Raw genomic sequence first — 12,963 nt, forward strand, 5'->3', positions numbered from 1 at the left:
ACCTATTTATTATTCTTCATTAAACCAAGATTCACGTGCTTTCATAATGAGTTCGCCGGCGGTTTTTTCATCAAGACCTTCAATGTCTTCAAGATCAAACACCGCTTGTTCGGCCAAATCATCTAACGTGATAATGTCACGTTGAGCCAGCTTGTACGCCCAATCGGTCGTCATGCCTTCCATTGTCAGCAACTCTTCGCTTGGCTCTTTCATATTTTGCTGTTTCACCAGTTCATCAGCAATGACTACATCTTTTGCTCGCTCTTGAATCATTTCAATCGCTTCGTCATCAAGACCTTCAATGTCATAGAAGGTTTCGACTGGCACATAAGCCACTTCTTCAATACTGGTAAAGCCTACGTCAACTAACGCTTGTGCTAAGTCTTCATCCACTTCAAGGCGATTGTAGAACAGCTCAAGATAGGCTTTTGTTTCATTTTGTTGTCGCTCAAGGTATTCCGCCTCAAGCATCATGTTCAGTTTATAGCCGGTTAGCTCAGAGGCCAAACGAACGTTTTGACCTTGTGCACCAATGGCACGCGCCAACTGATCATTTGCGGTAAAGATAATATCCGCAGTTTTAGCATCTTCATCTAGAATGATACTATTTACATCGGCTGGTTCCAAGGCACTGATGATGTACTGGGCAGGATCATCTGACCAGACGATCACATCAATGCGCTCGCCATCAAGCTCGGATTGAACCGCTTGAATACGGGTACCGCGCATACCAATACAAGCACCGACTGGGTCAATGCGATGATCATTGGTTTTCACTGATATTTTAGCACGAACGCCAGGTTGACGCGCGACATCACGAATTTCAATGATTTGCTCATTAATTTCAGGCACTTCTTTGTTCATCAGTGCAATCAGCATTTCTGGGCTGGTGCGTGATAAAAGAAGCTGTGCGCCACGGTTGTCACGGTTTACGTGATACAAGATGGCATTCACACGTGACTTAACGCGTAGTTGTTCACGCGGTAACATTTGATCGCGAGACAAATAACCTTCAGCATTATCGCCTAAATCAACGATATAGCCATCACGGGTTTGCTTTTTAACTTCACCATACATCATCTCACCAATTCTTGGCTCGAAGGCATCGGCAGTTAATGCACGCTCTGCTTCACGAATCTTCTGAATGATCACTTGCTTAGCCTGAGTGGCAGCAATACGACCAAAATCAATCGATTCGATCTGTTCTTCTTTAACATCACCAATTGCCCACTCGTCTGGGTCTAAATCACTGATGGCCAACTGACACGCTGGCATCTCATGATCTTCGTCCGCAACGACTGTCCAATAGCGATATGTATCGTAGTCGCCTGTATTACGGTCAATCTCAACACGTACAGCAACTTCTGGTTGATCAGTATAAACTTTTTTCTTAGTAGAAACGACCAAAGCCTCTTCGATAGCTTCAAAGATATCTTCTGGATTTAGGCCTTTTTCATTACTGACGGTTTCGACTACCGTTAAAATTTCTCGACTCATTACACACCTATCCTCGCCTACTTATCATTTAAAGTAGCAAAAAAATTATTAAATTTATTGTTATCTTAGGCCTAAAAGCGATGATGCTTCCGTTTATTTACCTTGATTTGACGGTGTTACTGACATTTTAGCGTCATCGTAATTTTAACTGCCATCATTCAAGAAATATAACCTTAAATAACGTACAGTTAAGCGATTAACGCTAAATATATGACTTAAATATCTTGATAAACCAAGTTGGCTTTATCAATATTATCCAGTGCGATATCGTACTGTTCACCGTCGGCTGTCACAACCGATAACTGCTTGTCTGTTAACTGCTCAAGCTTACCTGTCACCTTGCGACGTTTAGAACCACCTTCTCCCACGGCCTTAATTAAGCGTAGGTTGATCGTCTGACCGATATATTCTGCCATTTGCTCAGTTGCAAAAAATGGGCGATCCAAACCAGGAGATGACACTTCTAGCACATACTCTCCAGCGATAGGATCATGCACTTCTAACACACCACTAACTTGGTGAGTGACTGCAGCACAATCTTCAATAGTGACACGCTTTTCTGCTGCTTTTTGCTCTGGCAATGCTTCGATATAAATACGTAGTAACGAGCGTCCACCTTGCGGCAAAAACTCCACGCCCCATAGGGCTACATCACAAGCAGCCACAGCTGGTGCAACAATATCAGTTAACTGAGCGACTTTATTAGATAACTTCATGACTTGTTTTTAGTCCATATATAGAAGTATCTATTATCAATGCTAATGATGACTATCCAATGAATATCAAGCAGTTTTAAAAATAACAGATACAAAAAAACCCACAAACAATTTGGTGGGTTAAATAAAAAAATATAAGATTGCAATAATAAAAAATGGTAGCGGGGGCTGGATTTGAACCAACGACCTTCGGGTTATGAGCCCGACGAGCTACCAGACTGCTCCACCCCGCATCAATCTAGGCTGACTATTATATGTAAAACTTATACTGCTGTCAAGCCTTTAATCAATTAAATTAAAAACTTATCTTTCACTGCAGTATCACAAGCAATAGTTGCAAATAATATTGTACAAATAATACGCCTACTACCTACTCGTCTAATAACGACGAAGTATTCAACTATAATAACAGTTTTTTGCTGTTATACCAACCATTTATATTTATGCGACTCTTATTTGCTAAGTATGTATATAGTACTTAAACGCTAGTAAGATCCAACATCTCATATAAATTTGGTGCGATTGGAGGGACTTGAACCCTCACAGCTTGCGCTACCACCCCCTCAAGATGGCGTGTCTACCAATTCCACCACAATCGCTTTACTTGCTAAGTGCCCTGCTTCACAGTGCAAAACAGGCCTTATCAATACTGAGATACCCACCAAGGTATTGTCTTTCTACACTTATATATTGTGCTAAGTGTGAGAAACTCAAGTTAATAACGCCAACTTGTTTAAATCAGATGGCACATTCTACTCGTCTTTTGATATAGGTGCAACCCATCAGCCGCACCCTACTATCTGCTCTGTTGGCCGTTCTATTGATTATTATAGTTTTAACTTATCAAACAGTTATATCAACATAACCTTTATTCAGGCGCAGTGGCTGGCTCTGATGCTGTGGTATCAGGCGTGGTTGCTGGTGCAGTTGAACCAGGCGCAGTCAACGGCGCTTGAGAAGTTGTCGGCACATCTAACTGATACTGCCCTTCTGCCTGCTTGCGTGCATGTACTGCCAACGTCAAGCTGGTGCTAAAGAAGATGATTGCCAATACTGCCGTCGCACGGGTCAAAAAGTTAGCACTACCTGCAGCACCAAATACGGTACCCGATGCGCCTGCTCCGAATGAGGCACCAGCATCTGCGCCTTTACCGTGCTGAATTAGAATCAACCCAATCATGGCAATAGCAACAATAATGTGAATGGCTAGAATAATGTTAAACATGCTTTGCCTTACTTGTAATCTTAAGAGTTAAAAGACGAAATTTATTTGAGCCTAATTGGCCACTTTGTTAGCAAATGCTTGCGCAATATCAATAAAGCTTTGCGCTTGTAGTGCAGCACCACCGACCAATACCCCATTGATCTGCTCAGATGCAGCAAAGTTTGCTGCGTTATCTGGCTTCACGCTACCGCCATAAATAATTGGCGTGGTATCTAGATTGGCTTTTAGTGATTGCAAACGCTGACGAATAAAGCCATGTACAGCAGTCACCTCATCGACACTCGGTACTTTACCGGTACCAATCGCCCACACTGGCTCGTAAGCAATGATTAGCTTATCAGTTATATACTGGTCCACTTCGGCAGCATCGATGACGCTGTCTAATTGCTGCAAGAAGCTATCGATCACTGTTAGCTGCTCAGCCAGTACTTGTTCGGTGTTGCCGGCATCAAAATCAGCTTCGGACTCACCGATACATAGGATAACGCCTAGGCCTTGCGCAGCGCTGTGTAATAGCTTTTGCAACAGCACTGCATTGTCTTCTTGATAATACTGACGACGCTCTGAGTGACCAATAATAGCCCACTGTACACCTAAATCTTGTAGCTGCTCAGCAGACACATCACCGGTATAAGCGCCGGTGGTTGCACTTAGGCTTGCCACATCCTGACTAGCTAACTTAATAGGTGTGGTTGCTATCTTTTGCTGTACTGTGTTTAGATGCAGAAAGCTGGGTGCTACCATTAAATGGCACTGGCTCGTTAAATCTGCTTGAGAGCTTGTGGTTTTTGCAATTAAGTCATCCACCAACGTATCTACTGCGGCTACTGTGGCAGGATTCAGTTTCCAGTTTCCGATAACCCAAGATTTCATAACTCACTCTCAATAGTCAATAATATTAAAACCAGGCGACTAACAGCGACAAGGCGCACTCAGTACACTTTAGTCTGGCTAAAAAAATAATAGCTCCAAATTATATCATAGTCTGACAACACAAATTTAGCCTTTATTTTTTGTTAACCAAAAAATAGGTTGTTTAAACGGTGGTTTTAGGCTTTACTAAGGCAACGATACTCAACAAGGATGTTTGATGCCACACCGCAGGCCGTCGCCGCCATTACATCCTAACTCTGCTGCATCTCACTCTCAGCAAGCTAAACTGTCTGCCTCACAGCCGCCAACCTCACAACTAACTGCGCAAGCAATTCGCCAAACCGCCAACCATATCAACAACTCAAACCCTTCGATTACCTCAAGCAATTCAACCAATCTCGCCAGATCCACATCACTCAATCAAACCGCTTCTGATTTAAATACAGCTTCTGCTTTGACTACGTCTATCACTTCTACAGAAACGGACTCTGTGGTACAGCTGGTTGATAAACTACTCAAGCAAGCCATCGAGCTTGGCGCATCCGACTTACATTTTGAACCTTATGAGCACTTTTATCGGGTTCGGTTTCGTATTGATGGGCTAATGCAACAAGTGGCCAGCCCTGATATTGGCTTGCATTTAAACATCGCTGCACGTCTAAAGATTATGGCGCAAATGGATATTGCAGAACGGCGCTTGCCGCAAGATGGCCGCATCAAACTGTCTTTAGCCAATGATCATCATCCAAATAATAAAAGCCCCAATAATAGAAATATTCAAGCCAATCAACAGTCTATAAGCAGCCCTACTATAATCAGCGCTGTAAAAAGTCACAGAAATATAGACTTTCGCGTTAACTCACTGCCTACGTTATTTGGTGAAAAAATTGTGCTGCGCGTAATAGACCCCTTATCATCAATGGTCGGTATTGATCACTTGGGCTTTGAGCCGCTACAAAAGCAGCTGTTATTAGAAGCTTTGCATCAACCACAGGGCATTATTCTCATCACTGGGCCTACCGGCTCTGGCAAAACGGTATCTTTATACACTGGCCTTGATATCTTAAACACCCCACAAGTGAATATCTCCAGTGTCGAAGATCCCATAGAGATTAATCTCGCCGGCATTAATCAGGTCAACGTCAATCACAAAGTTGGTTTAACCTTTGCTACCGCGCTGAAGTCCTTTTTGCGTCAAGACCCAGACATCATTATGGTTGGTGAAATCCGAGATTTGGAAACCGCCGACACTGTGATTAAAGCCTCACAAACAGGCCATTTGGTGCTGTCCACTCTACATACCAACTCTGCCGCAGAAACCTTAACCCGCCTGCACCATATGGGTGTGCCCTACTTTAACATCGCCACGTCTATTAGCTTGGTTGTCGCTCAGCGCTTGGCCAGACGCTTGTGCCCTGTATGCAAAAAGCCAGCGATCATTCCTCATGCCAGCCTGATAGAAATGGGGCTAGCCACTGGTGCAGAGTCAGATTGTGCGCCCAGTATTTATGAAGCGGTTGGTTGTGATCAATGCCATCAAGGCTATAAAGGACGGGTTGGTATTTTTGAGGTGATTAAGATGGATGAGCGGTTGGCACAAATTATCATGCAAGGCGGCAACGCTATTGATATCAAAGCAGCGGCGACAACAGACGGCTTTTTTGACTTACGCCAAGCAGCAATACTAAAAGTATTACAAGGCGTGATTAGTGTGCAGGAAATGTATCGAGTCACCGCAGACTAATTAACCCGCCCATCGCAAGAAGCTGTCGAAATAAGCTATCGAAAAAAGCAATAGAAAGGAACTATTAATCCAAAGGTAACCCAAAGGATCTAACATGGCCAAAGCAAGCACTACCCTGACCCAGACCTTTGTGTATACAGGGACTGACTCGTCAGGAGAGAGCATTAAGGGCGAGCTCACCGGTCAAAACATGCAGTTTGCCAAAGCCTTATTGCGTAAGCAAGGCATCACCCCGATTAAGATTCGCCGCAAACCGAAACCGCTATTGGTCATTGAAAAAAAGATCAACGCTTTAGATATCACCTTATTTGTGCGTCAGCTGGCCGCTTTAATTAAAGCCGGTATTCCATTGGTACAATCATTCATTATTATTGCAGAGTCGCTCGACAAGCCAGCCATGAAACAGTTGGTTTTACAGATTAAAGCAGACGTTGAGTCTGGCACGCCGTTCGCTGCAGTATTAAGCAAGCACCCCAAGCGCTTTGATGCTCTATTTTGCGCCTTAATCGATGCCGGTGAGCAATCGGGCACACTCGAGACCATGTTAGAGCGCATGGCCACTTATAAGGAAAAGAGCCAACTGTTAAAAGCAAAAATAAAAAAAGCACTTACCTATCCGGCAGCGGTGATTGTGGTTGCCATGGTAGTTAGTTTAATTTTACTGATTAAGGTAGTACCTGTCTTCGAGACCCTGTTTGCATCATTTGACGCACAGCTTCCTGCATTTACCCAAGCTGTGGTTTCTTTATCTAATGGTGTACGCCAGTGGTGGATTGTGCTGCTGACACTGATGCTATGTGCTGCAACTGCGCTGTATCAAACCCACAAACGCCAGCAAAAATTTGCCCACTACCTAGATAAAGTCATATTAAAGCTCCCCATATTTGGCAAGCTCACTTATCAAGCCATTATCGCCCGCTTTGCGCGCACCTTAGCCACCACTTTTGCCGCTGGTGTGCCGCTGATTGATGCGTTACACTCCACAGCGTCCGCGACTAACAATCATGTCTACTATCAAGCAACGCAGCAGCTTAAAGCGGAAGTCACCAAAGGACATCAATTGCACGCTGCGATGCGTAGCAGCCAACTGTTCCCAGCACTGGCTGTTCAGATGGTGAGCATCGGTGAGGAATCCGGCAGCTTAGATGAGATGTTAGACAAGGTCGCTCAGCATTATGAAGCGCAAGTGGAGCAAAGCATTGATGGCTTAACCAGCTTGCTAGAGCCGGTGATTATGGTCATACTTGGCGTGCTTGTTGGCGGCTTGGTGATAGCCATGTACTTGCCTATTTTTCAAATGGGCTCTGTTATCAGTTAATGGCTGCGCTTTAAGCTAGAAAAATGCAACTGCTAATCTTGATTTAAATGACTATTCATTAGTGACTATCCATTAATGACGACCGATTAAGGCTAATAATGCACCTCTGGCAACTTTTGCAACACCACCATCCTATGGCGCTGATACTGTTTGGGCTGATTGGATTGTGCGTGGGCAGCTTTTTAAACGTGGTTGTTTATCGCACCCCACTGATGATGTGGCAGCAGTGGCTTATTAGCTCAGTGCAGCTGTTACAGTCTCAGTCCGATATTCCAAGCAGCTTGATTGAGCCCATTGCAAAGATTGTACAACCCTCGCCTGCGCTATCGTTATCGACACCGGCTTCTCACTGCCCACAGTGTCAATCAGCGGTTAACTGGTATCACAATATCCCTATCATCAGTTGGCTGGCATTAAAAGGTCGCTGTGCCTACTGCCAAGCGCCTATTAGCATACGTTATCCACTGGTTGAAATCAGCTGTGCCCTATTATCAATGTTGGTCATCCATCTACTTGGCGTGAGTGTCACGAGCATGGCGGCGCTGTTGTTTGTGTGGATACTATTGGCATTGGCCTTAATTGATTTTGACAGCCAGTTTTTACCCGATAAATTGACCTTTCCTTTAGCAGGATTGGGGCTGGCGGTAAATAGTCAGGGTTGGTTTGTAACGCCCTCTGAATCTATTTGGGGGCTATTAATCGGCTATCTAAGCTTGTGGAGTGTGGTGCAGCTGTTTTACTTATTCACAAAAAAACAAGGTATGGGACAAGGCGACTTTAAGCTATTGGCAGCACTAGGTGCTTGGCTGGGTGCTTGGATGTTACCGTTTATTATCTTGCTATCTTCACTCCTCGGTTCTATTATTGGTATTATACTATTGCGAAAATACGGTGAAAGCCGACCCTTTGCTTTCGGCCCTTATCTGGCTATCGCCGGCATACTGGCCTTACTGTATGGCAATCCGCTACTGTAGTTCATTGAATTCATTATAAATACTGACTTTATACACCAGCAATGACAGGCTAGCGATAAAGCATCTCGTTCAATCAACGCATACCGTTTTTGCAACCTGCCACACTCTGATGCGGCAGGCTTGGTAACATTTTCAAAACGGGTATAACTTCTGTTTTAAAGGTATTGATATGACGCACTCACACTCTGCATACGGCTCAGACTCCAGTCATCTAGATGACATTAGCCCGCCACAAAAGTTTCAGCGCTTTCACTCAGATAAGCCAATCATCGGCTTAACTGGCGGCATTGGCAGTGGTAAAACCGCCGTTTCTGAATGGTTTGCAGAGCAAGGTATTGATATCGTTGATGCCGACATCGTTGGTCATCAAATCATGCACAAAGGCAGCCCAACCTTACAAAAGCTGGCTGAAGCCTTGGGAGACTGGGTCATTGATGAGTCTGGTGAGATGAATCGACGTGCGGTACGTGAGCATGTTTTTGCCAATGATGAGGATTTATTAACTCTAGAGTCGATTACGCATCCAGCCATTCGCCAAGAGATTAAAAAGCAGCTCAGCGAAGCCAAGTCGCCTTATGTGATTTTGTCTGCGCCTTTATTATTAGAAGGCAATGAAGCTGGTCTGGTATCTTTATGTGACCGCGTATTGGTAGTCGATGCCGATGAAGCGACTCAGATTGAGCGCGCCAGTCGCCGTGACACCCAAAGTGTGGAAAAGATTAAGGCCATTATGGCCAATCAACTGTCAAGACAAGATCGGGTTGATCAAGCCGATGATGTAGTCTCTAATAATGGTGATTTACAGGCCTTATATGAACAATTAAAGCCGCTGCATGACAACTATCTAGTTTTAAAAAAGATATAATCTGCAACAGGCTGCTATCAAACCAACACGCATTAAAAAACACCCAATAAAAAAGGCAAATAATTGTGCCTTTTTTATTGGGTATATTTTTATTGAGTGATTTTTATTAACGCTCAGGTTAGCATTAATAATAACATCAATACTAAACTTGACCTTGAGCTTAAGCTTGACGTTGACGGCTAGCCTCATACAGTACCATGCCAGTCGCCACGCTCACATTTAAGCTTTGTAGTGAGCCATGCTTATTGCCAGTCATTGGAATATACACCAGCTCATCACAGCGCTCAGCTGTCAGACGGCGCATGCCATCTCCCTCTGAGCCCATGATTAAAGCAACCTTACCGGTCAAATCAACCTCACTGATCGGCTTCGCATCAACCTCTAACGCCGTACCGTAAACAAACACGCCAGCTTGCTTTAAGTTTTCAATACAACGTGCCAAGTTGGTCGCGGCAATCACTGGCATGATCTCCATCGCACCGACCGAAACCTTGGCCACTGTTGGGGTTAAGCTGGCCGAATGGTGTTTGGGGCAAATCACCGCATCAACGCCCATGGCTGCTGCCGTTCGCAAACAAGCCCCTAAATTGTGCGCATCGGTAACTTGATCTAGTATCAAAAATAAAGCCTGATCAGCTTTAGCTAGTGTCGCCAATTCGCCCTCATCGGCCATAGCCAATGGACGAGCATGTACCACCACCCCTTGATGCTGTGGACTACCACACAAGGCAGTTAGTTTGTCTCGGCTGGCCTGTTGCACACTGACGCCCATCTGTTCGGCCAGTTGCAAAATTTCTTCATAGCTGGTCTCTACCCCATCTTGAGCAGGCTCACTGCTGGCTTTTGTATCGCGGCCTTGTTGCACAAATAACGCCATTGCATCGGTCGGACGATGTGACAACAACGCATGCACCGCATGAATGCCATAAAAGTAAACGGGCTTAGCCATAAAACAACCTTTCAAATAAATAATGTATTAATTAATGGCTATTATATATTAAAAATCAGACCACTATCAGTGTCGTACTGATCGACCAGCCTCTCACTATCAAAAAACAATAAGCCAAAGCTAATAAACCGAACCTGAAAAACACAAAAAGACCAAAAGTCAGATGCCGTCTTTGTGATGCACCCACTTTTGGTCTTTTGAGCCACTGGTGTACAAAACACCTATTGGCTGATTAAGCTGTGAACTTATTAAAACGTACTAGCCTTCAAGATGGCAAACGTACTGTACAATTTGGTCAGTACGTAAAGAAAACCCACTATCGCCTGCCACTAAAAACGCTTGGCCGGCACGATAATAGCTATACTCCTCCTCCCCGGTGATTTTAACTTCACACTCACCACTGATAATTTCCATACGCTCAGAAGTATGGGTCGCAAACTCATACTCATGCACGCTTTCATCACACGGCAAAATAACACCAAGCATCTTTTTGCTACCATCTTCAAACAGAACGGTGTGACTACTACAACGGCCATCATATGAAATGGTCGCTTTTTTTACAACAGAAACTTGATCATAAGTCGTCGTCGGCATGATGACTTCCTCAATTTAGTCTATTTTTATAATATCCATGGGCGAAAATCAGATGACGCTAAACTTACAGCCCTACTTTTTGATGCAACTTTTTGTTATTCAATCCTACCACATTATTGCTGAAATAATTGTAGCAACCAATCTTTTTTTATAACACAGGTGATTTTTTTCAGAAAAGATGAGCAATGTTTGCTTTTACCCTGGCATGGCGATACGATACAATTATTGATTTCATCGTTTATTTTATCCGTTTTTTTGTGTTTTTAAACCTCTAATACACCATCAAACACACCACTTTGAGAGAGCTGATGCTAACTTCGCTAACACTGAAAAATTTTGCCTTGATTACCCATCATGAGCTGACTTTTTACGATGGTTTTAATGTGATTACTGGAGAAACTGGCGCGGGTAAATCCTTGTTGCTCGACGCCCTCTCCTTATGTATTGGCGGGCGTGCTGATACCAGTATGGTACGTCACGGCACTGAACATGCTGACATTTATGCTCAGTTCGATTTTAATGCCTTATCTGAGCCTAATAATCAGCGCTTAACCTCGATTGAAGATTGGTTTGCCCGGCATGAGCGCGAGCTTGATGGTGATATTCTCATTCGACGCCAGCTAAGCAGTAATGGCCGATCCAAAGCATGGTTAAACGGCACGCCAGTTAGTCTGAATGAACTTAAAGAGCTGGGCAGCCTGCTGGTTAATATTCACAGCCAACATGCACAGCAAGCACTGTTAAAGCCCTCTTTTGTGGTGCAATGGCTAGACAGTATTGCCGGTCTTCAGCCACTGGCGCAGCAAACAGAACAAGCCTACAAAACCTATCAAAAGCTTAAACGCCAAGCAGACGATATCGCTGCCAAAGAAGCGCATCGCAATGACCGTATTGAGCTGTTAACCAGTCAGCTGGCAGACATCGCACCCTTACTGGCGGTTGATTATGAGCAGATAGAAGCGGAACATGACGAGCTGTCTAACTTAGAAGCGTTAATGCTTGAGGCCAGTCATGCGGTGCAATTACTCGACAATGACAGTGATGAGCCCGATGCGATGGATTTATTGGGCCGTGCCATTCGCTTGTGTGACAATCAGTCTTCAGTGAGCGCTACTTTTAGTCAAGCCAGCGAAGCGTTGCACTTAGCACAGCAGTATGTCAGTGAAGCCACAGGGCTACTCACTGATTATGCTGAGCAGCAGCTGCCTGATCCTGAGCGCCTTGAAGAGCTTAATAACTTAATCAGCTTGGGCCATCGTCTGTCACGCAAACATGGCCTGCCCGCCTCACATCTGGTTGAAGAGGCCAACTTATGGCAACAAGAGCTTGATGAGTTGGTTAATCAGCCAACCTCCGAGGTATTAGAAGGTCAAATTAAAGATGCTTGGGCTGAATTTATCACTGTGGCAGATAAGCTAGATCAGGCGCGTCAAGATGTTGCGCCTGATATTGGCCAGCAGTTGGTCGCACAATTACAGCCATTGGCCTTGCCGAATGCGCGCTGTGAGTTTGTGTTTGAGAAAAAACAACCCGACAACTATAACGCGCAAGGTTTACATGACATTGAATTAATGTTCAGTGCCAACGTCGGTGTGCCAATGCAGCCGCTATACAAAATCGCCTCAGGCGGTGAACTGTCACGTATGGCATTGGTGATGCAAGTGCTGCTCGCTACTCATGCCAGTCAAGACAAAGCGAAAGATCAACCTGAAGCGGCTGAGCCAATGCTGGTATTCGATGAAGTAGATGTGGGTATCAGTGGTGGTACTGCGCAAGTGGTTGGTGAACTGCTTCGACAATTGGGCAGCCATCGCCAACTATTGGCCATTACTCACCAAGCTCAGGTTGCCGCTCAAGCGCATCAGCACATTTTGGTGCAAAAACATCATGACACCGAAGAGGGCCAAACGCGCAGTCAAATTGACATTATTAGCGGCGATGCACAAGTGGATGAGCTGGCACGTATGTCAGGTGGGGTTAATATCACCGAAATCACACGTGAGCATGCGCGCAGCCTGTTAGCGGATGTCTCCAAATAGGTGACGCCGCTATTACACTGAACTCAAAACCATAGCGCTTATCTTTTATATAGATAATATTTTTATAGAAGATATAGAGTGTATAGAGTATCTAGCCGGCATAAGCTGCTTAACTTAATCCAGTTAGCATGACTACTATCGCGTTATCGCCGGCATAACTTGCTTATCT

At 44.5% G+C, this 12,963-nt stretch carries 10 protein-coding genes, 2 tRNA genes and 2 pseudogenes; 5 read left to right on the forward strand and 9 right to left on the reverse strand.

Going from position 1 to position 12,963, the window contains the following annotated elements; translation table 11 throughout:
• Positions 1-9 precede the first annotated feature (9 nt).
• The 7 genes and pseudogenes from nusA to tpiA form a co-directional block, all read right to left on the reverse strand.
• On the reverse strand, positions 10-1,497 hold the full coding sequence (nusA, locus tag A6J60_RS06660; RefSeq protein ID WP_096065286.1) for a transcription termination factor NusA: 1,488 nt from the start codon (positions 1,495-1,497) through the stop codon (positions 10-12).
• A gap of 215 nt (positions 1,498-1,712) precedes the next feature.
• Positions 1,713-2,213 (reverse strand): ribosome maturation factor RimP, encoded by a 501-nt coding sequence (gene rimP, locus A6J60_RS06665; protein ID WP_096065287.1) that lies wholly within the window; start codon positions 2,211-2,213, stop codon positions 1,713-1,715.
• 156 nt (positions 2,214-2,369) lie between these two features.
• Positions 2,370-2,446, reverse strand: a tRNA-Met gene (locus A6J60_RS06670).
• A 281-nt stretch (positions 2,447-2,727) separates the two neighbouring features.
• Positions 2,728-2,812 (reverse strand) — tRNA-Leu (locus tag A6J60_RS06675).
• Positions 2,813-3,118: 306 nt separating this feature from the next.
• A pseudogene (locus A6J60_RS13725) lies at positions 3,119-3,181 on the reverse strand (hypothetical protein); the annotation flags it as partial.
• 53 nt (positions 3,182-3,234) lie between these two features.
• Positions 3,235-3,438 (reverse strand): annotated as a pseudogene (gene secG, locus A6J60_RS13730) (preprotein translocase subunit SecG); the annotation flags it as partial.
• Positions 3,439-3,489: 51 nt separating this feature from the next.
• Positions 3,490-4,311: a triose-phosphate isomerase gene (tpiA, locus tag A6J60_RS06685; RefSeq protein ID WP_096065289.1), complete on the reverse strand. Its 822-nt coding sequence runs from the start codon at positions 4,309-4,311 to the stop codon at positions 3,490-3,492.
• A 217-nt stretch (positions 4,312-4,528) separates the two neighbouring features.
• Between tpiA and A6J60_RS06690 the strand changes: the two genes are divergently transcribed.
• The 4 genes from A6J60_RS06690 to coaE all read left to right on the forward strand — a co-directional run bounded on the left by A6J60_RS06690 (position 4,529) and on the right by coaE (position 9,212).
• Positions 4,529-6,055: a GspE/PulE family protein gene (locus tag A6J60_RS06690; RefSeq protein ID WP_096065290.1), complete on the forward strand. Its 1,527-nt coding sequence runs from the start codon at positions 4,529-4,531 to the stop codon at positions 6,053-6,055.
• A 94-nt stretch (positions 6,056-6,149) separates the two neighbouring features.
• Positions 6,150-7,373: a type II secretion system F family protein gene (locus A6J60_RS06695; protein ID WP_096065291.1), complete on the forward strand. Its 1,224-nt coding sequence runs from the start codon at positions 6,150-6,152 to the stop codon at positions 7,371-7,373.
• A gap of 98 nt (positions 7,374-7,471) precedes the next feature.
• Positions 7,472-8,347, forward strand: a complete 876-nt coding sequence (locus tag A6J60_RS06700) for a prepilin peptidase (RefSeq protein WP_096065292.1) — start codon at positions 7,472-7,474, stop codon at positions 8,345-8,347.
• Between the two features lie 169 nt (positions 8,348-8,516).
• Positions 8,517-9,212, forward strand: a complete 696-nt coding sequence (gene coaE / locus A6J60_RS06705) for a dephospho-CoA kinase (protein WP_096065293.1) — start codon at positions 8,517-8,519, stop codon at positions 9,210-9,212.
• Between the two features lie 160 nt (positions 9,213-9,372).
• Here coaE and rlmB read toward each other — a convergent pair whose 3' ends face one another.
• Positions 9,373-10,161: a 23S rRNA (guanosine(2251)-2'-O)-methyltransferase RlmB gene (rlmB, locus tag A6J60_RS06710; RefSeq protein WP_096065294.1), complete on the reverse strand. Its 789-nt coding sequence runs from the start codon at positions 10,159-10,161 to the stop codon at positions 9,373-9,375.
• Positions 10,162-10,419: 258 nt separating this feature from the next.
• Entirely contained in the window at positions 10,420-10,755 is a 336-nt protein-coding gene (locus tag A6J60_RS06715) for a pyrimidine/purine nucleoside phosphorylase (protein WP_096065295.1), read from the reverse strand.
• A gap of 308 nt (positions 10,756-11,063) precedes the next feature.
• On the opposite strand from A6J60_RS06715, the gene recN reads away from it, so the two are divergent.
• A complete protein-coding gene (gene recN / locus A6J60_RS06720; RefSeq protein ID WP_096065296.1) occupies positions 11,064-12,794 on the forward strand; it encodes a DNA repair protein RecN in 1,731 nt (576 codons plus the stop codon).
• The last annotated feature ends 169 nt before the right edge of the window (positions 12,795-12,963 follow it).

Source organism: Psychrobacter sp. FDAARGOS_221, from assembly GCF_002313155.2.
GTDB lineage: Bacteria > Pseudomonadota > Gammaproteobacteria > Pseudomonadales > Moraxellaceae > Psychrobacter.